This window comes from Arthrobacter crusticola (assembly GCF_004357995.1).
Lineage (GTDB): Bacteria > Actinomycetota > Actinomycetes > Actinomycetales > Micrococcaceae > Arthrobacter_D > Arthrobacter_D crusticola.
This window is the reverse complement of sequence record NZ_SMTK01000001.1, coordinates 527,338-552,641: the sequence shown is the minus strand read 5'-3', so window position 1 is coordinate 552,641 and position 25,304 is coordinate 527,338. Positions and strand designations below refer to the sequence as shown.

Genomic DNA, 25,304 nt, shown 5'->3' with positions numbered 1-25,304 from the left:
CGGAAACCGGGCAGTCCGACACCGCGGCCAGTCCCTCGTGGCTGCGCTATGAACGCGGCACCCGGCTGGAGCGCCGGCCAGCTCCAGGAATGGGGCGCCGGCTATCTGATGGACAACCTCCGGGACTAGGAACCGTGCTGAAGAAAACGGTGTCCGCCTCCCGCGGCGTACCGCGCAGTGCCGTGGATTCTGAGCCCCTTCTGCAGTAGAACTAGTTCGCCGATAATCTACATTATGTCAACTCACCAACAGAAGAGGCTCCCCCGACGACCGGACGTCGTCCAGTTTCAGCCCATGGCACGCGAAGTTGAATGTCCCCGGCTGCGGAGCTTGCGACTATTCGCAGGTATGAAAGCATTACGCTATGAATAAGCCCTCCAACACCGCGGACATGGTTCTCCACCCCGTCCGATTAGGCATCATCCAGGGTCTCCTGGGTGGACGTCGACTAACGACCGCCCAGATTGCCGAAGAACTACCAGAGGTTACGCCGGCCACCCTCTATCGCCACATCTCCACGCTCACACAGGCGGGAATCCTCGAGGTCGTAGGCCAGCAGCGCATTCGGGGGGCGGTTGAGCGGACGTACGCCCTGCGGATTGAAGCCAGCGAGCTCTCCCCCGAAGAGCTGAACTCGATGACGGAAGAACAGCACAGACAAGCCTTCACCTCATTCGTGGCCGGCCTTCTCAGGAACTTCGACCGCTATGTGGAGCAAGCCGACGGCGTAGACCTTGTCCGGGACGGCGTGGGCTACCGGCAAACCGCTGTTTGGCTCACCGATGAGGAGTTTGGAAAGCTGGCCGAAGGTTTCCGGAGCGCGATCCTCCCATATGCGGACAATCCAGCATCTCCGGAGCGCACACGCCGCCTCATCACGTCGATTGTCATGCCCTCCGCATAGCGAGCGTTCTCCATATTGACATCATTATCACGTTTGATAACGTTAGCGTATCCGGATGGCCCGGAGTGCTCACCTAGGAGAACGCCACGTGGCATCGCTAACTCTCGGCACCGACACCCTCATTCTGGCTTTCGACACAGCAGACAAGGTCCTCGGCCTGGTCAACGACATCGTTGTGCCCATCGCGTCAATCACGTCGATCGCCGTAACAGATGACCCTTTCGCGGCCGCTAAGGGAATCCGTGCGCCGGGGCTGGCCATTCCCCGCCTCGTCCGAGTAGGCACGTGGAGGTCCCGTGGGCGCAAACTGCTGGTCGCTGCGAGAAACAATGAACGGGCGATCGTGCTGGGACTGCACGGGGAAGCCTACTCCGGCCTGGTCGTCGGAACCGACACCGCACCTGAACTCGCGGTCGAACTGCTTGCCGTCGCTCCCAACATCGAACATCTGGAATCAGACGTCACGTTCGCCTCCGGTGACGTGGTTCTGGCCGGAACCTACACGCAGCCGGCCGGACCAACCGTGGCCCAGGTACTGCTGCTGCCCGGATCCGGAGACATCAACCGCGACGCCGACCACCGCCGGTTCCCCCTCTCGGCCAGCCGCCACCTCGCTCATGCCCTTGCCGCGCGGGGCATCGCCTCGGTGCGTTACGACAAGCGCGGCGTCGGGCGCTCCTCCGGTTCCTACCTCCACACAGGGTTCGCCGAAAACCACGCCGATGCCTCAGCGGCGCTCCAATGGCTCCGTAGCTCAACTCCGACGGCCGGGCTGCCGACCTTCCTTGTTGGACACAGCGAAGGCGCAATGATCGCCCAACTCCTGGCCGCCGATGACGACCGGTTGGCCGGTGTCATCCTCCTGGCTTCCCCCGGGACCACTGGTGCGGAAGCCATGGAATGGCAGACCCATCAGGTGGCGCGGGCTTTGCCACCGGTCGCGGGCGCCATCATCAAACTGCTCCGCATCGATCTCGCCAAGCAGCAGCGGAAGTCAGTGGCAAAGCTGCGCTCCACCGACACGGATACAGTGCGCATTCAGGGCCGGACCATCAATGCGCGCTGGCAGCGTGACCTGCTCGACTTCGACCCGGCAACGCTCCTCCGCCGTATTACGGCGCCGGTTCTGGCGATCACCGGCGGGAAAGATCTTCAGGTGAATCCTGATGATTTGAAGATCATCGCGGAGTCCGTCAGCGGCCCGGTCGAAACCCAGCGGCCCGCGGATCTCACGCATCTGCTCCGGTCCGACCCAAAGCCTGCGAGCTTCGCCTCCTACAAAAAACTCCTCAAGCAGGATACGGACAAGCAGGTGGTCGACACCGTGGGCGACTGGATTCTTGCCCGATCCACAACCAGGGTTTGACGCAACCGCAGCAGTGCCCATTCCACCGACGGCTCAATCAGCATGGAATGGAGCCGGGTACGGTCTGGCTCGCCACTCCCCTGCCGGCTGCCGGGACATCGCCTGCCGGAGGTCGGTGGAGCTATGGGAGGGGGGTTCCCCGGGCAGCGGTCCACAGCGCATACCATTCGCTGGTCGTCATCAGCTCAGCCTGTCGTGAAGCGTCAGCCGACGCCCGAATCCGTTCCGGATTGGTCGATCCGATCACGGCCTCGATGCGGGCAGGGTGCTTCAGGAGCCACGCGAGGACGATTGCCTCGGGGCTGGTGCTGCGCTCGGCGGCTAGCTGCCGCACGAGATCCGTTGCGTGCCCTTCGGCCGGTGTGTGCGATTCCCGGGGCTGTGAGTACAGGCCCTGTGCCAAGGCGCCCCAGGCCTGGAGCCGTGTGCCGTTACGCCGGCACCATTCGATTGTTCCGTGCGGAAAGTTGGTTCCCGCGCCGGCGGGATGGTTCACCAGCACTGTGCTTTCCACCCAGTCGCGCTTGGACAAACTCATCTCGAGCTGATTTACAGCGATCGGGATGTCCAGTTCGGTCTGCAGGTAATCCATCTGCGCGGCCGACATGTTCGAGACGCCGAGCGCCCTGATTTTCCCCTCCTGCAGGAGGTGGTGAAGCGCCGGCTTCAGGGTCCGGGGGTCGAGCAGCGGGTCGGGGCGGTGCAGCAGCAGAATATCGACGGCCTCAAGCTGCAGCCGCTGGAGGGATCCCTCGAGGCCGGCCAAGACGCTTTCGCCGCTGAGGTCGTAGTATCCGCCCCGGTCGCCGGAAGGCAGGACGATGCCGCATTTGGTCTGCACCGTCGCCCCGTTTAGCAGGCCGGGGTTTCTGCGTATGACTTCGCCGAAAACGGCTTCGGACTTGCCGCGGCGGTAGATGTCTGCGTGATCAAACACCGTGATGCCGGCCTCCGCCGCGGCCCTTATGGCGGTCTCCGCCTGATCGATATCCGATTCCCCGTAAGGCTCATCCGTCCAGTTTCCGCCGAGGCCCATGGCGCCGAAGAGGAGCCTGCTGGTCTGGTGTGCTGTCTGCGTCGTCATGCGCGGGGTCCTCAAAGGCTGAAGTAGATGCTGCAACCTGTGGCAGGACAGGCCGGCTGCTCGAACGTCCAGTGTATTGCGCCGCGGCCCGCGCCTGTTTCAGCGCCTTCCGAAGGTGCAGGGTGAACCCCATTAACGCCCACATCCGGCCCTCCCACTGCAAGCGGCTGCAGCGGAGGCCCGGACGGGGTGATTGGGGGTGCACACCGCGGCCGCCATCTGCCGGAGCCGGATCGTGTGCCGGGGTGTAGGGCGCCGCCTGCATCCCTGTCGGGGGTACGGGCGGCGCCCCGTGTTCAGCTGATGGCCGTCATGGATCCCCAGCCTCCACTGATCCGGAGACGGTTCGCGAAGGCGCCCGCCCCGTTGCCCTGGTACGTCCAGAGGACGCCGCTGGCATCGCGTGCCACCAGGTCGGCCTTGCCGTCGCCGGTCAGGTCCCCGGCCGCACTGATGGCCGTTAGGGATCCCCAGCCTCCACCGACCCGGACCCGGGTCGGGAAGGCGCCCGCCCCGTTGCCCAGGTACGTCCAGAGGACGCCGCTGGAGTCCCGGGCCACAATATCGCCCCGGCCGTCACCGTTGAAATCGCGCTGCTTGGTATTGGCGGGCGGGGTCACCGGCGCGACAGTCATCGCTGCGGATGTCGTCGTTGCCGGCGCATAGCCCGTCTTGGTGCCGGTGACCCGAACCGTGATGGCCTTTCCAGCATCGGCGGCCGTCGGTGTGTAGGTATCGGAGGTGGCCCCGCTGATGGCCACACCGCCGCTCAACCACTGATAGGTAAAGGAAACGGGCGCCGGGCCCCAGGTGCCGGTGTTGGCCGACAGGACTGAGCCCACTTGTGCTATCCCGGTGATGGACGGGACGGCGGTGGTCAGCTGGGGTACGACCGGAGTGACAGGCGCGGACAGCGCCGTGTAGGCGCTGGCGCCGGCGTCGTTGGTCGCCCGAACCTGGAAACGGTAGGCCGCGCCGTTCGTCAGGCCATCGATGACTAGGCTGGTGGCACCGGCGGGCGCTGTGCGCAGGGCACCGACCTGGGCGTTGGCCGAGTCCACCACCCGCACGGTGAAGCCGGTCGGTGTACCTCCGGTTGCCGATGCGGAGAACGTGACCGTTGCCCGACCATCGCCGGCGGTGACCGCCCCCAGTGCGGGGACACCCGGAGCCGGAGCGGTCGGCGGCGGAGTCGTCGTCGAGTCCGAGAACCGCAGGTTCTCGACGTTCCGGAGTGTGTCGGTGCCGTCTGCGCCGGCGTCGTCGTGCGTCACCGTGGTGACTGAGCCCGGCGAGCCCAGTTCCGCACCGGCAGGTGTCGTCAACACGGTGTAGTTCGCCTCGACGTCGGAAAATACTGCCGTGTCAGAGCCGCCCGCAGCGGTGAGAATCTCCCGCACCACCACGATGTTTCCCGGATCAACCTTGCCGGCGAAGACAGCCTCCTGAAGGGTCTGCCCGGTGAGCGCTCCGTCGACCTTGAGATACTTCGCGGTCATCCCGGTGGCGCTGCCGATTTCAATGGACCTGTCGGCCGCGTCCCGGACGCTAAGACGCACGTTGTAGTAGCGGTCGCCGTCGATGATGTCGTCGGCGCCACGCCCCTCGATGAGGTCACTGCCGCCACCGCCGAGCAGGATGTTGCCTTCGCCCCACACATTGCCCTTGAGGAGTTGGCATTCTCCGGATTCGGTCCGGGCCGCGACCTCCGCCAGTGGAGTCGGCAGGGAAGTGATCAACTCATCGAGGCCGTCCACCATGGCCACGCCGTCCGCGTCGAGGACGTCGCAGCCGATGAAGCCGCCGCCGCCGACCTCCTTAGGGACGATGTCATCGCCCCGCAGGGTGTCATCGAGGGTTCCGCCGGAGAGGGCCTCCACCTCGTTGTACCTGTCCCGCACGCCGACCTGGAGGACATCCAGTCCAAGGATGGGCAGGGCGAGGTCCGCGTCCTGCTTCTGCGGATCGGCCAGGCCGATTTCGAAGTCGTAGCCGGAGGCGCCTGCGACCTTCTCGATGCCGGGGCCGGCGAGGCCGACGTCATTGCCGCCTTCCATGTCGTAGTCGTCGTCACCGCCCTGGCCGATCAGTACATCGTGACCGGGTTTCTGCGAGTCGTCCTGGAAGAAGAGGTTGCTGGAGTCGCCGATCAGCAGATCCGGGCTTTCCCCGCCCTCAATCCAGTCGTTCCCGCCGTCGCCGAAGACCGCGTCGATCCCCTTGCCTCCGATGGCGAGGTCGTCACCCTCACCGAGGAACGTCTCATTGGCGTTCTCGCCGCCGTTGGTGAAGTCACTGCCGTCGCCACCCATCAGGATGTCGAGGCCCGGCCCCCCATCGATGGCGTCATTGCCTGGTCCGCCCTTGGGCACGTCGTCACCGTTGAGATCGGTGATGATGTCGTTCCCGTTGCCGCCGAGGGCGACGTCAGCACCGTCTCCACCTTCGATGATGTCGTTGCCGTTGCCGCCCCAGAAGGTGTCGTTGTCGTTGCCGCCGTAGACGCGGTCAGCGTTGGCGGTCCCGTTGTAGACGCTCTGCCCGTTGATGCCGGAAGGATCGACACTGTTGACCGCCCGGTACTTGATGGTGCCGTCGGGCATCCGGAGCAGGAGCGCCGTCTCGTCACAGTCGGTTGCCGCATCGTTGGCCACGGTGTTGCCCGAAGCATCGAATCCCGCCGGGGTTCCATTGAGGTTCTTCAGTTCGAACTCGCAGTCAGCGGTCGCGAACGCGTCGGCCTTGAGGGCCTGGGCATTCGTGTTGCGCATGACCAGCTCGGCGAAGGAGTTGCCTTCGAGCTGGGCCCTCAGGTTCATGCCGGGGGTGCGGGCGAGGTAGTAGAGCCGGTCAGCGTTCTGAAGGTTGGTCATCTGCTGCTCGAACACGTAATTGAACGTGCTGCCGAGCAGGCCGCCGAACATGTTGGTGCGTTCCGCAAGCCCGCCGACCCAGAGGTCGACGTCGTTCAGGCCGGTTGACTTGGCGGCCCATTCACCGGTGCTGTTCAGGAATGCCGCCGCGTCGGCCGGGGCCTCTGCGGTCACGCCGTCAATGGTGGCCGGCTTGACGAGCAGTTGTGCCGCAGCACGCTTGCTCTCCACCGTGGTCGCACCCGTGATGCTCGGATGGGTGCCGTAGGCCGCCACGAAGTTCACCAATGACTCCGGGTGCTTGAGGTTTTCGCCGAAGTCGATCCAGTTCACGTATGGCTTGAGCTGTCCGTCGTTGGTTTCGGCGTGCAGTTCCTTGCGCAGGTTGTTCAACGACGGGATGCCCTCGGAACGGGCACGGGTGATGTTGACCGTGGCGAGGTCCAGCGGCAGTCCGAGGAGATTGTTGCGCAGGGTATCGGTGACGAATTCGTCCAGCTCGTTGCCGACCTGGTCCGCCATACCCATCACCACGCTGCCGGCTGCCTGTTTGGGTGAGAGCACTCCGGCGTCGCCGCCGTCGTAGTAGGCCGGCGGGTTAAGGAAACCTTCGAGCAGGGAAACATCGTTCGAACTTCCCACGATGTCGTCCGCGGTCCCGTACTCGCCGTCAGCGCCGGGCTTGAATTCGTTCTTGCGGGAGATGGTGTCCGTCAGCATCGAGTGGCCGAAGCGGTAGACCGCGTGCGCAAACTCCGCGGTAACAGCGGGGTTGACGTCCGTATCGGTGAAGGCGAAGGGCTCGAAGGGATTGATGCCGGGCTGGACCTTGCGGGCAAAGTCCTCGAAGACGATGTGCTGGTACTCCATCTCCGTGACGAAGCGCGCGGCCTGGAACACCCGCTCCCCGAAGTCGAAGGTTCCGGCGGCCTGATACTGGGCGAGCACCGAGGGGTTCGCCGCCAGGGTCTCCTTGATGTCATCGACCAGGCGGTCGTGCTCGGAGTGGAATACCTGGTGAATGGCGGTGAGGCCGATGTTTTCGTTGACGCGGCCATCACCGGCGATGAAGTGCTCGTTCAGCATTTCATCGTCATAAGTTCCCGGTGCCTGGCTGGCGAAGTCGGCCGACGCCGTGGTGTTGTCATCCGGGACGGGAGCCACCGCGGGCGTCCGAGGGTTGTGATCGGTGTCTTTGGGCGACGGATCGGCATTGTGCGCAATGTCCGTCAGGAAGGGCGTGTTGAAGTACTTCACGTCGGCCGGGACCAGCGTTCCCTTGCCGGCGTTCGCGGCGCGGTCTGCTTCGACCAGGCCAGACTCGGTGACGAACTGCGGCAGGCCGCGGGCAGGGCCGGGCAGGAAGTTGCCGTACGCGTCCGCGGCGAGCATCGGAACGTTGAGCACATCCTTATCCAGCAGCTGGATGCCGAGGAGCGAAGCGGCCTGGGCCTTGGTGCTGGCCCAAGTCGCCATGCCGTCGGCATTGGCGCCCGTCCCGCCGAGCAGCTTGCCGGTCGAGACGGGCCGGCCTTCAGCATTTTCATACTCGCGCAGGAAGACCTGATGTGAGGAGTGTGAGCTGTAGGTCTGGCTCTGGTCCACCCAGGGCGAGTCCGTATTGAGGGCGTCCTTGACGTCGTCGGCGGTGCCCAAGACGCCGTCCTCCCCCGGCTGGTTCTGTCCGCGCGTCATGACCATGAACCGCAGGTGTGCCGGAAGGTCGTCAGCGTTGCCCTTGATATGGTCAGGACCGGCAATCAGGGGGTCGTCGGCCTTCATTGGAATGTAGACAGTGCCGCCACCCTTGACCGTCTGGTCAACACCGTGGTCGAAGAACTGACCGAACAGCGTGAACATCGAGTTGTACGGCGGTGAAAGCCCGACATCGGTCGTGACATTCGGAATGAACATCGTGTCGTATTTGGGAACGCAGTCCGCCGGCACGCCGGCGACCGGCGGGTCGGCGTTGGGCTGGGGATCGGTGGTGCAGGGCACCAGCCCCTTGTTGCCCTGGGTGCGGACCGGGTGGCCGGCGGCGGCAACAGCTGCGGGGTTGGCGGAGGTCTGATCCACGATCAGGTTGCTGATGACCCGCGGCTCGGAGTCGAAGACGTCACCGGACGTCTGGCCATAGCTGGATGCCGGCCCGCCTGGGGGCGCGAACATGTTCGCCTCGGCGGGGCCGTAGGTCGCCTTCGTCAGGCGCGGGAACACCTGGTCCGCGGAGCCGTAATGCCCTTGGCCGGGCTGGAGGTTGTTGCAGCTACCGTCCACGGTTCGCAGACCGCGCGAGAGGAGCGGGCTGGAGAGCTGGTTCGGTCCCGTCCCGATGAGTGCGCCGCAGGGGCCGGTCGCCGGAGTTGTATTCGCCACATGGTTCTCAGCAATCTTGATCTGCTTGAGGATGTAGGACAGATCGGAGACCGTGACCGTGAATCCTTCTCCCACCGGAGCCTGAACCGCGTTCGCGGCTACCACTGGGAGTCCCAGGGACAGCGGCATCATGAGGGTGGTCACCGCAGCGATTCGTCGGAACGGGGCCGGCGCCGTTCTGCGTCTGCGCTGTTCCCCGTGGTCTGAGGGTGAATCGGGTGGGGCTGCTGATCCGGGTGGATTCGCAGCACTTTCGGACTTCCGGGCTGAGAGTTTCATGGCACACCTGCCGCTAGGAGGGATGGAACACCGCCAGCGTGTTTCCTGCCCCTCGTGAAAACCTTGGAGAAACTTAGGCCCGAGGTGCGGGGTGCACAGAACCGCCGGTTCCAAGGGATTCCCTAGGAGCCGGCGGCACACTGGCCGGCATGGCATCGACAACCCCGACCACCCGCACCAGGATTCTCGTGCCGGCAGTATTGCTCGCACTCGTTGCGGCCCTGCTCGCGATCGTCCTGACCTCTCCCCCGCGGACGACTCCCGTCCCGCTGGGCGCCTCAGCCCCGCTCAACGGCGGGCTCGCACGCCTCCACGGCGTGATTCCCACAGAAGCCGACGGATGGGCGCCTCCCACACCTGCAGCCGCGCTCGCCGTCCCGCCCGGCGAGGGCGTTCACCGTGTCCGCATTCTGCTGGAGTTGACTGCGATGGAGGAGGACGGGCTGTCCTTCAACTCGTCCGACTATTCGGTGTCCGCCCTGGGCGAAGGAACCTGGGAAGCGGTCTGGTTTTCCCCGGGTTCCGCGGTGGCACGCCAGGGGGAAAGCATCGACGCCGTCCTTGTCTTCGAACTCCCCGACCGGGCCATCGACCTGACCCTGGATCTTCCAGGAGGAGCGGGACTGTCACTCGGAGCTGGACACCATCGAAGCGGAAGGTAGCGGGACGGCGATGTGGCCGGACCCCGCAGCGACTCTCAAGGTTTTTCCAAGGTCCCGGCGATGGATGCAGGAAATTCCCAAGCAGCGCGCGTCACGGTCTAAGCATCGAAAGAAGGAGGCGGTCAATGTCAACGACAAGGCGACAGGTTCTGCTGATTGGAGGGCTGGGAGTCCTCGGTGCAGGTGCGGCAATGTGGCCGACGGGATCGATTGAGGCGAAGTCGGTGAGCCGGCTCAGCTCCGACCAGATGCCGCGGCCGTTCCGGGTACCTTTTGTCCAAGCCCCCATCCTCCCGCCCTACGCCACCGGCACTGATCCAGCCGACGGGCTGCCGGTCAACTACTACCGTGTGACCGAGAAGGCAGCCGTGGCAAATATCCTGCCGCGTCTGGGCACGCCGGTCCTCGGCTACAACGGGCTGTTTCCAGGCCCCACAATCAGCCTCGATAGGGGCACGAAGTCCGTAGTGAGGGTGCGCAATCAGCTGCCGGCCCGACATGCATTGGATGGGCACGCGCTTTCTACGTCCACCCACCTGCACGGGTCGGCGTCCCTCCCCCAATACGACGGCTATGCCAGCGACATCACCCACCCCGGATTCTATAAGGACTACCGCTACGCCAACGCCCAGCCGGCCCGGACCCTGTGGTACCACGACCACGGGGTCCACTTCACCTCGCTGAACGCCTATTCCGGCCTCGCGGCGCAGTACCACGTGCACGATCCCATCGAGCGGCGGCTGCTACCCCAGGGCCGGTACGACGTCGCACTGACCATCAGCGATGCGATGTTCGCGGCAGACGGTTCCCTCGGCTACGACGACAACGACCACTCGGGTCTCTGGGGTGACGTAATCTTGGTCAACGGCAAGCCCTGGCCCGTCATGAAGGTGCAGAAGCGTGTCTATCGCCTCCGGATCCTGAACGCCTCGATCTCCCGGGCCCTGCGGCCGGTCCTAAGCACCGGCGATCCGCTGGTGATTGTCGCAACCGATGGCGGCTTGATGCCGGCGGCGCAGAGCGTGTCGAACTATCGACACGCCGGCGCGGAGCGGTATGAGGTCCTCGTGGACTTCCGGAAATACAGTACGGGACAGCGGATCGAGCTTCGGAACCTGTCCAACGAAAACAATGTGGATTACGACTTCACTCATAAAATCATGGCCTTCGATGTGACCGATGAACCGGTGGACACTTCGGATCCGACCTGGAACCGGATCCCCACGGTGCTGGCCGGCAGTGAAACCATGTCGCTGCAGACCGGCCAGTCCATCAAAACGCGGTACTTTCGGACCAAGCGGAACGACGCGACCAACATGTGGACCATCAACGATGACAGCTGGCGGGACGTCATCGCCAGCGGCTACAAAAGGGCGGTCGCCAACCCCGCGCTCAACTCGGTAGAGATCTGGCAGATCGAGAACAGTTCCGGCGGCTGGTTCCATCCGCTCCATATCCACCTGGTCGACTTCCAGATCATCGGCCGCAACGGACGTGGACCCTTCGCCTGGGAGCGTGGCCCGAAGGACACTGTGTATATCGGTGAACGGGAGACCGTCCGACTCCTGATGAAGTTCACCCCCCACAAGGGCGTCTACATGATGCACTGCCATAATCTGCCGCACGAGGATCACGACATGATGGTGCAGTTTCGGGTGGGCCTTCGGGAATCCGACGTGGACCCGAACGATCCCATGACGGCGGCCAGGCCTGTCTGGGACGACGTGGCAGGTTGACGACGGAGCGGGGTACCCGCGACCGCAGGCCGCCGCTGCTCCAGCGCCGGATGCGGTGGCCTCGAGGCCGGCCGCCGCGCGTTCTCCGGCCGCGACTCCTCGCGGCGGCATTGCTTCCTGTTCTCGTTCTTCTGTTGATCCGCGGCTGGTTGGTGGAATCGCTCACCGTTTCATCGGACAGCATGGAACCCACCATCCCCGCGGGGTCCGTCGTCCTCGTCTACAAGCCTGCTGCCGCTGCGGACCGCATTCCTGCCGGTGCGGTGGTTGCCTTTACCAGCCCCGTTGACGGAAGGAAGATCATCAAACGCGTCGTTGCCGGTGAGGGGCAGACGGTTGCGATCCGCGATTCGAAACTGTACGTCGACGACGTCGCCGTTCCTGAGCCCTTTGTTGACCACGACCGCATCGACGCAACCTATTTCGGACCCGAGATTGTGCCAGCCGGAAGCGTCTTCGTGCTTGGGGACAACCGCGGTGTGTCCATCGATTCGAGGGACTTCGGGGCCGTGTCCTTGGACGCAATCCAAGGCACTGTGGTGACGGACTGGAAGTAGCTGCACGCAGTCATTCCCGCATTCCTTCCGGCTCACGCTGAATACCTCCCGTGTACTTTCCCGCTGCTGCCTAAACACCCAGCGGAAATGTAGGGGGCAGGCGAGTAATCTTCATCGTCTTCGAGTAGCGGGCACTGTTGTTCGCTTGTATACCCCGGGCTTCAATGGGTGACACACGGCACCGGAAAATTGAGGACAAAAATTCAGTGTTTACTTTGGACGTCGCAAGCGGAACGCCCGCCACACCAATAATGTTGGAGGCGTCTGGACATACACCAACGCTTCGAATTTCGGTCTTTGGCCCGTTGACGGTCCACCGTGGAGAAACGGAGCTCAGCGCGAACCAACTCGGCGGACCCAAGCCCCGCCAGGTTCTTGAAATTCTCCTCCTGAGTTTTGGATCAGCAGTTTCCAAGAGCCGCATCATGGACCTGCTGTGGAGTGGAAACCACCCAGCCGTTGCACTCCCGACCCTAGAGAGCTACGTCAGCGTCCTGCGACGCCATCTGCAGCCAGGGACCGGCCGCTCAGGCCCACTCCGTACGGTCAATGGCGGTTATGCAATCGACCGTACGCTGGTGGAGCTGGACCTCGACCGCTTCGATCGGCTGGTCAAGAGGGCCAGCCAGGCCGTGCCCCACGCGGCACTGGCAATGCTCACTGAAGCTCTTGAGCTGGCCTCCGCGCCGCTGCTCGGCGATGAACTCCTCCCGGCCTGGGCCGAGGAGGAACGGATCCTCCACGCCTCGCGGGTCGGATCCGCCCGGGTTCTGGCCGCAGAAACCGCACTCGCCGTGGGAAACATTGCCCAGGCCGTTGCCTGGGCAGACGCTGCCGCAAAGGAAGACCCCCTCAATGAACGGGCGTGGACGGCTTTGATTCTCGGGCTCGAGCGAAACGGAGAAAATACCGAAGCCCTGCGGGCTTTCGACCGCTGCCGGAGGATAATGGCCGAGGAAATGGGCTGCCTGCCGAGTATGGCGCTGCAGGAAGCGCAACACAGATTGCTCGCGAATACCGCGGCGACGCACAAGCCATTCGCAACCCGGGCCGCGGTGCAGGTCACCGGAGAAGAATGTTTTCCGGCACCCCTGGCGGCGAGGGAAAAGACAGAGCGCCTGCGTATTCTGATCGTCGATGACCACACCACCTTTGCCGACCTCTTGGCCGGAGCTCTTGACCGGGAACCGGATCTAAGGAGTGTAGGAGCTGCGAAGTCGGTGGCCTCGGCAGTGACCATGTTCAAGGAAACGCGACCCGACGTCGTCCTCATGGACCTCCACCTTCCCGACGGATCCGGACTCAATGCCGCAGAGCGGATCCTTTCGGAGACACCCGAGGTCCGCATCGTCATGCTGACCGGCGATCCGTCGCCTGCGGCGCTTCGGGAGGCCGCCCGGATGGGAATCTGCGGATTCCTCCCAAAGGATGGTGCGCTGGGGCTCATGTTGGACACCCTGAGGCATGCCCGAGCCGGCAACCTGATCGTGCACCCGGCGCTGGTGGCAAAATTAGGCGGCACGTCCGCATCGGCCGCCGGCCTTCCGGCAAAGTGACGAGGCAGGACCGCCGTGCCAGCATTTCAAGCGGGAGGCGCCAGCGCCCCGGGCGACGCCGGCCCTGATGCCGCCGAGCGGCGCGCGGTGAGATCCGCCGTCGCCCGTTTCCTCACTGCCGGCCTCGTCGCCCTCGGCTTGGTTGCCCTCCCGGTCGCCACCTGGATGTGGGCCGAAGCGGAACGCCAGGCCCTGGCCAATGCGCGTGATATCACCCAACGCCTGGCCGACAATGTGGTTGGCCCATTGATCACGGACCGTCTCCTTGCGCGCGATCCCGCGGCGCTTGAGCGACTCGACCAGCAAGTGGCGCCGTGGCTGGCCAATGGGAATCTGACCCGGATCAAGGTGTGGGACGAGCACGGCAGCGTGGTGTACTCGGATGCTGAGTCCCTCATTGGGCAGGAGTTCGAACAGGAGGAATGGGCTCGGCTGCTCCTGGACGGCGGGCCGGCGACGGCGACCCTCGAGACCCAGACCGCAAAGGAAAACGAGTACGAGGCACACTCCGGGGAACTCGTGGAGGTTTACGTCCGCTCCGTTTCCCAGAGCGGCGAGCCCATGATCTTCGAGACGTATGCATCGGGCGAGGCCGTCCGCCGCGACCAGCACGCGGTGCTGATGGGAATGGTTCCGCCGATGCTGCTGTCTTTGGCGGTGCTACAGCTGGCTCAGCTGGTCCCGGCCGTCCGCCTCGCGCGAAGGATCCGCAGGCACCAGGCAACCCGCAATGCATTGCTGCACTGCGCCATCGAGGCATCGGATCAGGAGCGTCGACGAATCGCCAGTGAACTCCACGACGAGGTGATCCAGGACTTGTCCGGGCTGGCTTATGCTTTGGAATCGGAAGAGCGCTGCGGCCCGCCTGAGCAAGGGCCGATATTTGCGAACGCGCGAACCCTGCTTCAGGACACCATCCGCACGTTACGGGCCATGACCAGCGAACTGTATCCGCCCGACCTCGAAGAGCTCGGCCTGAAGGCATCCCTCATGCGGCTCGAAGCGCCGCTGGTGAAGCGCGGAATCGCCCTGAGCATCGACCTGCCGGACGGGCTCGTACTTGACCGGGACAGCGCGGTCCTGGTGTACCGGGTGGCGCGTGAAGCCCTCGTTAACACCACGAAGCATGCTTCGGCGCAGTCGGTGGCCATCCGGGTCCGGCGGGCCGGCCCCCGCACCTCGGTCACGGTCCTGGATGACGGACTCGGATTCAATCCGGGCGACCCCTGTCCCGAAGGCCATTTTGGGCTGCGGATCCTCCGGGACACGATTCAGCAGGCCGGCGGAACCCTTGAGGTCCGCTCCGCACCGGGGGCCGGAACCGCGGTCACGGCGACCTTCGCTGAGGCGGTTCCCCTGTCAGCCGGACCGGCAGGCCTCCTGCCCGGCCGATAGGTTCCCACAGGATCGGCCGCGGGAACCTCGGCCGATAAGATGGTCGTGCGGTTCCACAGGCTGATCGCACGCGATCTTGATGGAACGGGGAGGCATGGTTCAGCGGCTGTTTTCCTACGGAACGCTCCGGCTGCCCGCCGTCCAACTCGCCCATTTCGGCCGCCTCCTCACTGGCATGGAGGACCGCCTGCCCCATCACCGGATCGAGTGGCTCCGCATCACCGACCCCCAGGTGATTGCCACGAGCGGAACCGATTCCCACCCCATCCTGCGCTACTCGGCAACTTCAGCCGACTTCGTTGAAGGGACGGTCTTTGAGGTCTCCGACGAGGAGCTCGCCGCGGCCGATCTCTATGAGGTGGGCGAGTACGAGCGGGTGCTGCTGCAGTTGGAGTCCGGGATCCATGCCTGGGTCTACGCCGGTGCCCCTGATGCCCCCACGGGAAAATACCGGGTGTAGTAGGTCCGGAGCGCCTCGCCCATGCCGTTGTCGCGGACCCCGGCCGCCCGCCGCTCGGCCGTCACCCAGCGGCTGGGTGGTTCCGTCCTCTTGTCATCGGGGCCTTCCATGATCCCCCGGGTTCGCCGGACTCCTGCCACCCGGTCTTGAACGGAGTGCCGCCACTGGGACGTGCGGGAAGGAAACTCCCACGGCCGGTGCCGCACCGCAACAGATAGCATGCTGTTCATGACAGTGCTGGCCTTGCCGAGCTCCCTGGCCGGCGCCCTGCGCGGCCGGGGTATCTCTGACGTCCGTGACGACGAAACCACGCGCTCCGCCTACTCGAGCGATGGGTCCCTGTACCGGGTGAGGCCGTCCGTCGTCGTCTTTCCCCGGGACGCCGACGATGTCCTCGCCACCCTGGAGGTGTGCCGTGAGCGCGGGGTGTCAGTGACTTCCCGCGGGGCCGGGACGTCGGTGGCCGGCAATGCCGTGGGCAGCGGGGTGGTCCTCGAGTTCAGCCGGTACATGAACCAGGTTCTCGACCTCGATCCGGAAGCCCGCATGGCCGTCGTGCAGCCCGGCGCCGTGCACGCCGCCCTGCAGCGCAGGGCGCTGGCTCAGGGGCTGCGGTTCGGACCGGACCCCTCGACCCACAACCGCTGCACCATCGGGGGGATGATCGGCAACAATGCGTGCGGCTCACGCACACTGGCCTACGGGCGCACCGTGGACAACGTGACGCACCTCGACGTCGTCACCGGGTCCGGAACCCGACTGATGCTGGGCCCCGATGGAACACCCTCAACGCCGGAGACCGATGCGCTCCGCGCCCTCGTACAGGACGAACTTGGCACCATCCGGACCGAACTCGGCCGGTTCGGACGCCAGGTCTCCGGCTACGCGCTCGAGCATCTGCTGCCCGAGCATCGGTTTGACCTGCTCCGCGCGCTGGTCGGAAGCGAAGGCACCCTGGCGGTGGTACTCGAAGCAGGGGTGCGCCTCGTCACGGACCCGGCACACCGCACTCTGGTGGTCCTAGGCTTCGCCGACATCGGCTCCGCGGGGGACGCGGTGATGGACGTCATGCCCTTCCGCCCCACCGCCTGCGAGGGGCTGGACTCGCGCATCGTCGACGTCGTCCGTAGCCGCAGGGGTGGCCATGCGGTCCCGGAACTGCCAGCGGGCGCCGCCTGGCTTTTCGTCGAGATCGCCGGCGACGACGCCATGGAGGTCGCGGACCGCGCCCGGCGCCTCAGCCGGGCGGCGGCCCTCCCGGCGCGGGTGATCACGGATCCCGCCGACGCTGCGGCGCTGTGGAAGATCCGCGAGGACGGGGCGGGCCTGGCGGGCCGCTCCCCTGCGAACATGCCTGCCCATTCCGGCTGGGAGGACGCGGCCGTGCCCCCGGAGCGCCTCGGGGACTACCTTCGGGACTTCGACGCCCTGCTCCTCGAGCACCACCTCATGGGCTTTCCGTACGGTCACTTCGGGGACGGCTGCGTGCATATCCGCCTCGATGTGCCGTTTGACCGACCCAATGGCAGCGCCCTCTTCCGGAGTTTCATGACCGACGCCGCCATACTGGTGGCCCGCTATGGCGGGTCCCTCTCGGGTGAGCACGGTGACGGGCGGGCCCGCAGCGAACTGCTGCCCTACATGTACTCCCCCGCCGCCATCGGGCTCTTCGGCAAGGCCAAGGCGCTGCTCGACCCGGACAACCTTCTCAACCCGGGCGTCATCGTCGATCCCCGGCCGCTCGACGCCGACATCCGGATCGCCGAGGCCAAACCGCTGCGCTCCCACCTCGGCTTCCGCTACCTGCACGACGGCGGCGACTTCAGCCAGGCCGTCCACCGCTGCACCGGGGTGGGCAAGTGCCGTGCGGAGCACACCGACGGCACTGGCGTCATGTGCCCGTCCTACCTCGCCACCCGGGAGGAGAAGGACACGACCCGCGGCCGGGCGCGGGTCCTCCAGGAAATGATCAACAAGGGAGGTGCCGGCTGGCGCTCCCCCGAGGTCCATGACGCACTTGACCTGTGCCTGTCCTGCAAGGGATGTGTCTCGGACTGCCCGACCGGTGTCGACATGGCGTCCTACAAGGCCGAGATGCTTCACCAGAGCTACCGCGGACGGCCCCGGCCCGCCTCACACTACTCACTGGGGTGGCTGCCGCGGTGGGCGCGCCTTGCCTCCACCGCGCCCCGGCTGGTCAACGCCCTCACCCGGCTCCCGGGGATCGACCGGGCCGGGCTTCGCCTGGCCGGGGTGGATTCCCGGCGCACCATACCCGCCTTCGCGCCCCAGACCTTCTCCTCCTGGTTCCGCACCCGGCCGGCGCCCGCTCCCGGTTCCGGGGCGCGGCTGCCCGAAGGAGGAGCCCACGAGGCTCAGGCCGCCACCCCACGGCCCCCGGTGCTGCTGTGGGCCGATACCTTCACCAACTACTTCACGCCCGAGGTTGCGCAGGCGGCCGTGCGGGTCCTGGAGAAGGCAGGCTTCGAGGTGCGGCTTCCGGAAAAGGCGCTGTGCTGCGGGCTCACGTGGATCTCCACCGGCCAACTTGATGCGGCACGGCGGATCCTGGGCGATACGGTCGCCGAACTCGGGCGATTCGCCGACGCCGGCATTCCCATCGTCGGGCTTGAACCCTCCTGCACGGGGGTGCTGCGCTCCGAGGCCCTGGAGCTCCTCGGCGAGGACAACGCCGGCGCCGTCGCGAAGGCCACCCACACACTGGCCGAACTGCTGGCGACAGTCTCCGGCTGGACGCCGCCCCCGATGGAGGGCACGTCCGTCGTGGCCCAGCCCCACTGCCACCACCACGCCGTCATGGGTTGGAGCCCGGACGCGCAGCTGCTCAGACGCGCGGGCGCCCAAGTCAAGGAGCTGGGCGGGTGCTGCGGCCTCGCCGGCAACTTCGGGGTGGAACGTGGCCACTACGAGGTGTCGGTCGCGGTCGCGGAGCAGCAGCTGCTCCCCGCCGTGCGTTCAGCCGACGCCGAAACGGTCATCCTCGCCGATGGCTACTCGTGCCGGACCCAGCTGACCGACCTCAGCGATCGGAAGGGCATTCACCTTGCGCAGCTCCTGGACGGTGCAACGCCCGAGGAGTGACGGCCGCCCGGCAGTTTCATCAGGACTCCGTCGACGTCGAACACACGGCGTCGAAATCCGTGCCATGACTTTCTCTGGTTTTTTGGGTCTGCTCCCGCCAGAACTCCACGCCCGGTACCTGTTTCCCCGCAAAGAACACTCGATTAAGTGTTGCGGCGAATTTCCTCTTTCCACGACTAGTGTCTGGGCGTACCGTGATGCGCACCAAACTTATCCGGGGATTTAGTGCAAGTCATTCCGCCCGTTTCATCCTGTCTCGATTAGGAGGACCATTTGAAAATCGACAGGCAAGGCTTCTGGGTGGTGTGTCTGGGGCTTGTCTTCGTCCTCATTGGGTTGTGGTGGCTGACCCTGCCGGGAATTCCTCGAGGGGCGGTTGTCTTCCTTCTTGGGGGCGCCGTGTTCGTTGCTGGCGGCGTGCTGAGGTGGCGCGCGGAACGCCGGCGCCGGACTGGGGATAGCTCGCCGTAAATTCCTGGAAAAGCAGGCACTATTTCGAAATTGAAAAGCGAAGAATGATCACTACATGGGGGAATTTGCATGACTCAGGGCTACCAGCAGTCACCATCAACGAAAGGTGAGGAGCGCACCAATCCCGGCAGGTCCCTCGGTATCACTGGATTCGTCCTGTCGATTCTGGGGCCATTGAGCGTCATCGGGCTGATCCTCAGTATTATCGCCTTCGTCCAGTCAAGGAGAGCGGGAATGAAAAACGGTTTTGCCCTTGCCGGGATCATCATTGGAGCTGCCCTCTCCGTCGCCGGGATCACCCTCCTGACCGTCGGTATCACGAGCGTCATTCAAACCTGTGCCGAACTTGGCGACGGAGTCCACGAGCGGAACGGCATCACCTACACCTGCAATGTCTAGGCGGCTGGCAGGTCCCCTCAGTGGGTGCTCTGCCTGTACCTGAGCACCAGGCTGCCCAGACGGAAGCTTCAGGACCCGGACGAGTCCTAGGCCTTCCCGGTGCCGGTCACCCCGCTCGCGCACCGGATGCAGCCGATAAGGACGGGAGGGTGCTGAGCACCTCAGCGGTGTGGTGGCGGCCCGGCGGGATTGGGCGGACCGCCGATTCCCGCGAGGACTCTGTGCAGTCCCCATACGTACTGTTCGGTGGAGACATAGGCTGCCATGGTCGACGCCGCCGCCGCGGACAACGGATAGCGGCCCGCGGGGATGGCGGAGAACCCCGCCCGGCGTTCTGAGATGCGATCTGCTTCCGGCCGCGCCTGACGTGCCTCCCCCAGTTCCGCCACTTCCAAGGCAATTGAGCCGAAGACGTAGACGATGAGCAGGTAGGACGCCCGGGCCGCATCCGGGGGGTGGAGTCCAGAATCCACCAGAATTTCCATCAACCGCTCGTTCAGGGCGAGGGCGTTTGCCCCATCCATGGGTCCGCCGATCATCAGGCTCACAGCGCCGGGATGAGCCGACAGCCGTTCGCGCAAGTCAAGCGCGAGGTGCTCGATTCTTTGAGTCCAGGGCAGGTTCTCATCCGCCGCGATGGCGTGGTTGACCTGCCCCAGCAGGTGTTCGACCACGGCCTGAACCACAGCGGCCTTATCGGGAAAGTACGTGTACACCGCATTCGGGGCGACCCCGACCTTTGCGGCGATTCCGCGGATAGACGCCGCTGCCGGGCCGCCCTCGTCGAGAAGACTCAGCGCCGCCTCAAGGATTTCGTCCCCGGTCAAAGCTCTACGGGGGCCCCGGCGGGAGGTCTTGGCCGTTGTCGTCATGGTTCATCTTCTGCCTGTTGACTTTCTCTCTGTACGTCGTACAGTATTTGTACATCGTACAGCAACTTCTCGTATCAGGCGGACGGCCATGAACCCCAGCACCCAGGACAGAAGCGTTCTTCGGTTGACAGGATGGATGTTGGTGGGGAGCGCCCTTGCCTTCGGGGCCGCCGCAACGATCCTGTCGATTACGTTCGACTGGCCTGATGTGCTGCGCGAACCGCCGAGCGTGGTCCTGCCGGCCTTCACTGCCGGCGGGCCCGCCCTGGTCTGGATCTGGTTTGCGACGGCCTGGACCTATGCCCTGCTGGCCGTACCGGTTCTTCTGCTCCCGGCCGCGCTGGGCCTGAGGAATCATTCCCTAATGCGGGCGGCGACCTATGCGGGGGCCGCATCGGTGCTGCTGTCCCTGATCGGTTTCCTGCGCTGGGTGTTCGTCGTGCCCCAACTCGCCCGCAGCTACGGCGCCGGCGATGCACAGACGCAGGCGGCCGTTGAGGCGGCGTATACCGCCCAGCACCAATTCGGCGGGGCTCTGCTGGGCGAACATCTCGGCCAGCTGCTCGTCGTTGGCTGGTCGATCGCCCTGAGCCTGGTCATCCTGCGCACGCGGGTCCTGCCGCGCTGGCTCGGCTCCGCGGGGATCATCGTGAGCGTCATCTACCTGCTGAACCAGGGCGACATCCTCGCCACCGCCGTCCCAGGCTTCCCGGTGTGGGAACCGGCCGGTCTTCTCGGCAGCACCGGGTGGGGACTGTGGGTGGCCGCCCTGGGCGTCTGCATCCTGCGCCGCCCGGCGAGGGCAGTCGCCGACCCGGCCGCCCTCGCTTTCACGGCTCCTACCGCAACCCGGTCGACTGCTACCGGACAAAGAATTTGATCAGCCGCCCAGGCCATGGCCCTGCCCCGCGGCGTGCGCTACCGCTGGGCGTGGGCCGGGGCGCTGCCCGCACTGTGGGCGCCGGGGTGGGGTGTCACCGCTCTGATCGGCGTCCGGGTCGGTGCGCAGTTCATTGTCTTCGGCTCCAGCGGTGCCTTGGTTTTCGCGGCGGTCTCCGGACTCCTCCTCCACAGGCTTCTCCCCCACCGCCCGGCCACCCGCGCAGCCGCCGGCCCGGTGCTCACTGCGAAGGCGGCGGCATGAGCGCGGAACTGCATGTCGTCTTCGGCGCCGGAGCCGTCGGCCTGGCAACCTGTGATGCCCTGCTGCCACCGCGCCGGCCGCGTCCGGGTGCTAGGTCCCCCTGGGCGCCGAGGTGACCGACGCCTGCCCGAATCTAGTGGCGACCAGGTAGTCGCTCCAGCGGGTCAGGGCCGCGGTGATGTCCGGCTGCGCGAGGCCGTGCTGCTCCGCCAGCCGCTTGGCCGGACCGGTGGGGTACCTATCCGGCGAGAGGAAGCTCAGTGTCTCGGGGTCGGCGTGGGTGATAGCTCGAGGCAGCCGCTTCACAATTCCGACGGGAATGCGCAGCCTGGGCACCCGCACCCCATGGTGCCGGCCGATCAGCTGCAGCAATTCGGGGAGGACCGGAGTTTCGTCGTCGAGAATCCAATAGGACTTGCCGCGGGTCTCCTCATCCACCGGCAACAGTGTCAGGAACCGGGCCAGATAGTCCACGGTGACGACGGGCACGAACGTTCTCGAGCCGCCGGGTATGGCGGGCAGTCTGCCGGCGATCAGGTCACGGACGGTGGTCGCCAGGCCCAGGATCTGGTCCGACTCACCGGTGACCGAGTGGCCGATGACGGACGCCGGGTTGGCGGTGGTCAGCGCCACGTCGAGTTTTTGCGCTGCGGCCTGGACGACGGCGTCGCTTTCGACCTTGGACGCCTCGTACGCGCCCAGGCGCTTGTACTCGTGCCTGCGCTTCTGCTCCGACCACGGAACCGAGGCGGCTTCCTGCCCGCCGACCCGGTAGCCGGACAGGTGGATGAGACGGACATCGCCCGGAACGGCGGCCGCGAACTCGACCACGGACCGTGACGTGTCGACGTTCGCGGCACGGGCCTCATCCGCGCCCATTCCGAAGGCGTACGCGCCGGCAACGTTATAGATCTCACTGAGATGGACGAAGGTGTCGCTGTTCAGCCCGATTCCATCGGCGGCGAGGTCCGCCTCCACCACGCCCAGCAATCCGACGTCGGCCCCATGGGCGGCCAGCCAATCGCGCAGGGGTTCGAACCGGGCGACCGTCCGGACGGCGGCGGTAGTGGGAATGCCCTGGTCGAGCAGCTCCTTGACGAGCCACCGCCCGATGAAGCCGGCGGCACCGAAGACCAGAGCCTGCCGATTACTGTTCATGATTCGTCCCTATCCGGTGGGTGTACTGGCGCTTGGTGCTGCTGCTCGGTTCCCCCCTGCCGCCGTTGAGGCAGCCTACTCCCCGGAGTTTGCAGGGAGACGACGACACTGCCCTTTTTGTGACCGGTCTCCACGTGGGCGTGCGCGGAGGCGGCGTCGTCCAGCCCGTAGATCCGGTCAATGACCGGGACGAAGCATCCGGAAGCCGCCAGATCGCCCACGAACCTGACGTCCCGCGCCATGGCCGGGGCCCTTCGAAGCCCCGTGAACGCGATACCCGCCCTGGTCCTGCCGACAATCCGAGTCGTCAGAGCCCACATCAGGATGGGCAAAGAGGGCACCGTCGTCAGGTAGCTGCCGCCGGGCTTCAGGAGCCGCCGGCTTCGGGCGTAGGAACTCTTGCCCACCGCGTCGAAGACGACGTCGTACGCCCGGGTGGTCTGTGTGAAATCCTCCACCGTGTAGTCGATGACGTGGTCGGCGCCGAGCGATTTCACCAATTCAAGGTTCGCGGTGCTGCAGACCGCGGTGACCGCTGCTCCAAAATGCCTTGCGAGCTGTATTGCCGCCGTACCCACCGCACCGGAGGCACCGTTGATCAAAATGGACTGTCCGGCCTTCAGCCCGGCGGCGTCCCGGAGGAATGGCAGCGCTGTGAGGGCGCCGTCAAGGACTGCCACGGCGTCCGCAGGCGCCAGGCCCCCGGGCATCAAGGCAATGACGCCGTCTTCGGACACGGTGACGTACTCGGCATGAGCTCCCAGCCTCGGACCCATCGACCCCATGACCCGGTCGCCGATATGGTACTTCTCCACAGCACTTCCGACGGCCCGCACTTCGCCGGCGAATCCGGTTCCCAGGACCGGGAAACGCGGCCGCACCAGGCCGAAGTAGAGCCGGGCCAAGGGGTCCCGGCCGGCCCGGGCGGTGCATTCGGCGCCGGAAACGACGGTGGCAAAGGTGCGGATCAATACCTCGCCCTCTTTCGGGACGGGGGTGGGAACATCTTCGACGCGCACGGTCGCTGGAGCGCCATAGGCGCGGCTGGTGATCGCCTTCATGCGGGGACGGGAGCGAACTGCGCGGGTGATGGATGGGCAGGGCGTGGAGTACGCACCCCGACGGCGACGCCCAGCCGTACGAGCCCTGGGTTGGCCATTTCGTTCCCGGTGGTAGCCGCCGCGTCCCTTGCCACGTGCAGGGAGGGATCGACGAAGCCCGCGGAGAAGCCCCCAGGGATTCCCACCGCCAGGTAAAACACGCCCGCGGTCCGCGCCAGGCGTTTAAGGGAGGCCAGCGGCAGCCTTCCCGGAGCCTCGGAGAATATTCCGTTCGGAGACGTCATGGCTGATCCCTTCCCTGTGAAAACGCGGCTGGATCCAAGCAGTGCGTACAGCGTACATCTGCTAGCGTACATAGTACACAGCATAAGCGCAGCGGCTAAAGAACCGACTGCCGATCGGGAAAGGAGCGTCGATGTCAGCAGCGGCGGCCAATACCGAGGGCGTCCGAGTGCCCTTGACCAGGGAACGGGCCGTGCACGCCGCGGTTCAGCATGCCGACGTTGCCGGGCTGGAGGGGCTCACGATGCGCCATGTCGCGAAGGCGCTGAATGTTGCCCCGATGGCTCTCTACCGCCACGTGGCGAACAGGGAGGACCTCATCGATGCGATGATCGACGTCGTCTTCGGCGAGATCCCACTCCCCCTCGGTGGGGCCGCCTGGAAACCGGCAATGCGGGATCGGGCCCTCTCCCTCCGCGAGGCGCTTGTACGCCACCGGTGGGCGATCGGGCTGATGGAGTCCCGCATGCGGCCCGGGCCGGCAAACCTGCGGCACCACGACGCCGTAATCGGCAAACTCCGCTCGGCCGGTTTTGACATCGCCATGGTGGCCCACGCGTACTCCTTGCTGGACGGCTACATCTACGGCTTCGCCCTGACCCGGATGAACATGCCGTTCGATAGCGAGGCAGAGATGGACGCAATGGCGCAGCACATGTTTGAGCCCTTCCCTGCCAACGAGTATCCGAACCTGGCGGAATTCGTGAATACCCACGTTTTAAAGCCCGGCTACGACTACGCCGAGGAATTCGAGTACGGCCTCGAGGTGATCCTGGACGGACTGGAAGCGGCGCTGGGCACAGACTGATCCCGATTCCGAAGCCATCCTGACTTCCCCGTGTCGCTTGCGTTCGTCTGCGACGATGTCTCTATGCGTCTGCACGACTTCACCGCTCCAAGCACCCAGGCAGCCCGGGCCGCTTCCGAATTGGCAGCTTCGTATCATTCGCCCGCGCTACTCAACCACGTAATCCGATCATGGCTGTGGGCGGAGGCATTCGCTCTGCTTGAGGAACGGCGCGACGTGGATCATGAGCTGCTGTACACCTCGGCAATGCTGCACGACATCGGCATCGTCCCCGCTTTCGACAACGTTGCGCTCTCCTACGAGGAAGCCGGCGGGCATGTGGCGGTCGCGCTCACCGCTGGCGCCGGCTGGCCGCCCGAGCGACGACAGCGCGCACTCGATGTGATCGTGCGGCACAACTGGCCGTCGGTCGATCCCGCGGTTGACGTGGAGGGATACCTACTGGAGGTCGCGACGGGCCTGGACATCAGTGGCTCCCGAGCCGACGTCCTTCCCCGGGACTTCGTGCAAGAGGTCCTCTCCACTTATCCTCGACTCACGCTCGCGGAAGAATTCACCGCGCGCGTGACGGACCAAGCTTCGCGGAAGCCCGCCACTGCGGCTCAACGGCTCGTCCATGACGGCGTCGCCGCGAAGCTGGTGAATCATCCGCTGGAGCACGACCCGAACGCCTAGGCGAGTGCGTCAGCGACCGTTCCAAGGATCACCGGGCCGCTATAGTGCCGACCGGCATGCGTCTGGCGGGTCGACCAGTGCCGT

General features: G+C 65.5%; 20 protein-coding genes. 14 read left to right on the top strand and 6 right to left on the bottom strand.

The window, feature by feature from the left end; genetic code table 11:
- The first annotated feature begins 364 nt into the window (after window positions 1-364).
- Both E2F48_RS02585 and E2F48_RS02580 read left to right on the top strand, forming a co-directional pair.
- Window positions 365-904 carry a helix-turn-helix domain-containing protein gene (locus E2F48_RS02585; protein WP_133402421.1) on the top strand — a complete coding sequence of 180 codons (540 nt, stop codon included), beginning with the start codon at window positions 365-367 and terminating at the stop codon, window positions 902-904.
- Window positions 905-992: 88 nt separating this feature from the next.
- On the top strand, window positions 993-2,270 hold the full coding sequence (locus E2F48_RS02580) for an alpha/beta hydrolase (RefSeq protein WP_165968668.1): 1,278 nt from the start codon (window positions 993-995) through the stop codon (window positions 2,268-2,270).
- Between the two features lie 121 nt (window positions 2,271-2,391).
- On the opposite strand, the gene E2F48_RS02575 is transcribed toward E2F48_RS02580, so the two are convergent.
- Window positions 2,392-3,354, bottom strand: a complete 963-nt coding sequence (locus tag E2F48_RS02575; RefSeq protein WP_281274782.1) for an aldo/keto reductase — start codon at window positions 3,352-3,354, stop codon at window positions 2,392-2,394.
- A 296-nt stretch (window positions 3,355-3,650) separates the two neighbouring features.
- Window positions 3,651-8,747 (bottom strand): peroxidase family protein, encoded by a 5,097-nt coding sequence (locus E2F48_RS02570; RefSeq protein WP_133402418.1) that lies wholly within the window; start codon window positions 8,745-8,747, stop codon window positions 3,651-3,653.
- 284 nt (window positions 8,748-9,031) lie between these two features.
- Between E2F48_RS02570 and E2F48_RS02565 the strand changes: the two genes are divergently transcribed.
- The 8 genes from E2F48_RS02565 (at window position 9,032) to E2F48_RS02530 (ending at window position 19,220) form a co-directional block, all read left to right on the top strand.
- Complete coding sequence (locus tag E2F48_RS02565) at window positions 9,032-9,544, top strand: hypothetical protein (RefSeq protein WP_133402417.1); 513 nt, start codon at window positions 9,032-9,034, stop codon at window positions 9,542-9,544.
- A gap of 125 nt (window positions 9,545-9,669) precedes the next feature.
- Window positions 9,670-11,280, top strand: coding sequence for a multicopper oxidase family protein (locus tag E2F48_RS02560; protein WP_133402416.1), 1,611 nt, complete (start codon window positions 9,670-9,672; stop codon window positions 11,278-11,280).
- A gap of 50 nt (window positions 11,281-11,330) precedes the next feature.
- Window positions 11,331-11,837, top strand: a complete 507-nt coding sequence (gene lepB, locus E2F48_RS02555) for a signal peptidase I (protein ID WP_133402702.1) — start codon at window positions 11,331-11,333, stop codon at window positions 11,835-11,837.
- 206 nt (window positions 11,838-12,043) lie between these two features.
- Window positions 12,044-13,393: a response regulator gene (locus tag E2F48_RS02550; protein WP_246018486.1), complete on the top strand. Its 1,350-nt coding sequence runs from the start codon at window positions 12,044-12,046 to the stop codon at window positions 13,391-13,393.
- Between the two features lie 15 nt (window positions 13,394-13,408).
- A complete protein-coding gene (locus tag E2F48_RS02545) occupies window positions 13,409-14,788 on the top strand; it encodes a sensor histidine kinase (protein ID WP_133402415.1) in 1,380 nt (459 codons plus the stop codon).
- A gap of 94 nt (window positions 14,789-14,882) precedes the next feature.
- Window positions 14,883-15,248: a gamma-glutamylcyclotransferase family protein gene (locus tag E2F48_RS02540; protein WP_246018485.1), complete on the top strand. Its 366-nt coding sequence runs from the start codon at window positions 14,883-14,885 to the stop codon at window positions 15,246-15,248.
- Between the two features lie 228 nt (window positions 15,249-15,476).
- Window positions 15,477-18,350, top strand: coding sequence for an FAD-binding and (Fe-S)-binding domain-containing protein (locus E2F48_RS02535; protein ID WP_133402413.1), 2,874 nt, complete (start codon window positions 15,477-15,479; stop codon window positions 18,348-18,350).
- 540 nt (window positions 18,351-18,890) lie between these two features.
- Window positions 18,891-19,220 (top strand): DUF4190 domain-containing protein, encoded by a 330-nt coding sequence (locus tag E2F48_RS02530; RefSeq protein ID WP_133402412.1) that lies wholly within the window; start codon window positions 18,891-18,893, stop codon window positions 19,218-19,220.
- Window positions 19,221-19,381: 161 nt separating this feature from the next.
- Here the strand turns inward: E2F48_RS02530 and E2F48_RS02525 are convergent, their stop codons facing one another.
- Entirely contained in the window at window positions 19,382-20,092 is a 711-nt protein-coding gene (locus E2F48_RS02525; protein ID WP_133402411.1) for a TetR/AcrR family transcriptional regulator, read from the bottom strand.
- 136 nt (window positions 20,093-20,228) lie between these two features.
- Here E2F48_RS02525 and E2F48_RS02520 point away from each other — a divergent pair, with 136 nt between their 5' ends.
- Together E2F48_RS02520 and E2F48_RS02515 are read left to right on the top strand one after the other, a co-directional pair.
- Complete coding sequence (locus tag E2F48_RS02520) at window positions 20,229-20,972, top strand: DUF4386 domain-containing protein (RefSeq protein WP_246018484.1); 744 nt, start codon at window positions 20,229-20,231, stop codon at window positions 20,970-20,972.
- 15 nt (window positions 20,973-20,987) lie between these two features.
- On the top strand, window positions 20,988-21,236 hold the full coding sequence (locus E2F48_RS02515; protein WP_133402409.1) for a hypothetical protein: 249 nt from the start codon (window positions 20,988-20,990) through the stop codon (window positions 21,234-21,236).
- A 90-nt stretch (window positions 21,237-21,326) separates the two neighbouring features.
- Here E2F48_RS02515 and E2F48_RS02510 read toward each other — a convergent pair whose 3' ends face one another.
- From E2F48_RS02510 to E2F48_RS02500, 3 genes are read right to left on the bottom strand one after another with little or no spacing between them, the layout of a single operon-like run.
- Window positions 21,327-22,394 carry an SDR family oxidoreductase gene (locus E2F48_RS02510; protein WP_133402408.1) on the bottom strand — a complete coding sequence of 356 codons (1,068 nt, stop codon included), beginning with the start codon at window positions 22,392-22,394 and terminating at the stop codon, window positions 21,327-21,329.
- Window positions 22,391-23,455 (bottom strand): NAD(P)-dependent alcohol dehydrogenase, encoded by a 1,065-nt coding sequence (locus E2F48_RS02505; protein WP_133402407.1) that lies wholly within the window; start codon window positions 23,453-23,455, stop codon window positions 22,391-22,393. Before E2F48_RS02505 ends, E2F48_RS02510 begins: the two co-directional genes overlap by 4 nt.
- Entirely contained in the window at window positions 23,452-23,739 is a 288-nt protein-coding gene (locus E2F48_RS02500; protein ID WP_133402406.1) for a DUF4386 family protein, read from the bottom strand. Before E2F48_RS02500 ends, E2F48_RS02505 begins: the two co-directional genes overlap by 4 nt.
- 131 nt (window positions 23,740-23,870) lie before the next feature.
- On the opposite strand from E2F48_RS02500, the gene E2F48_RS02495 reads away from it, so the two are divergent.
- Together E2F48_RS02495 and E2F48_RS02490 are read left to right on the top strand one after the other, a co-directional pair.
- A complete protein-coding gene (locus E2F48_RS02495) occupies window positions 23,871-24,545 on the top strand; it encodes a TetR/AcrR family transcriptional regulator (RefSeq protein ID WP_133402405.1) in 675 nt (224 codons plus the stop codon).
- A gap of 63 nt (window positions 24,546-24,608) precedes the next feature.
- Entirely contained in the window at window positions 24,609-25,220 is a 612-nt protein-coding gene (locus E2F48_RS02490; protein WP_133402404.1) for an HD domain-containing protein, read from the top strand.
- Window positions 25,221-25,304: the final 84 nt, after the last annotated feature.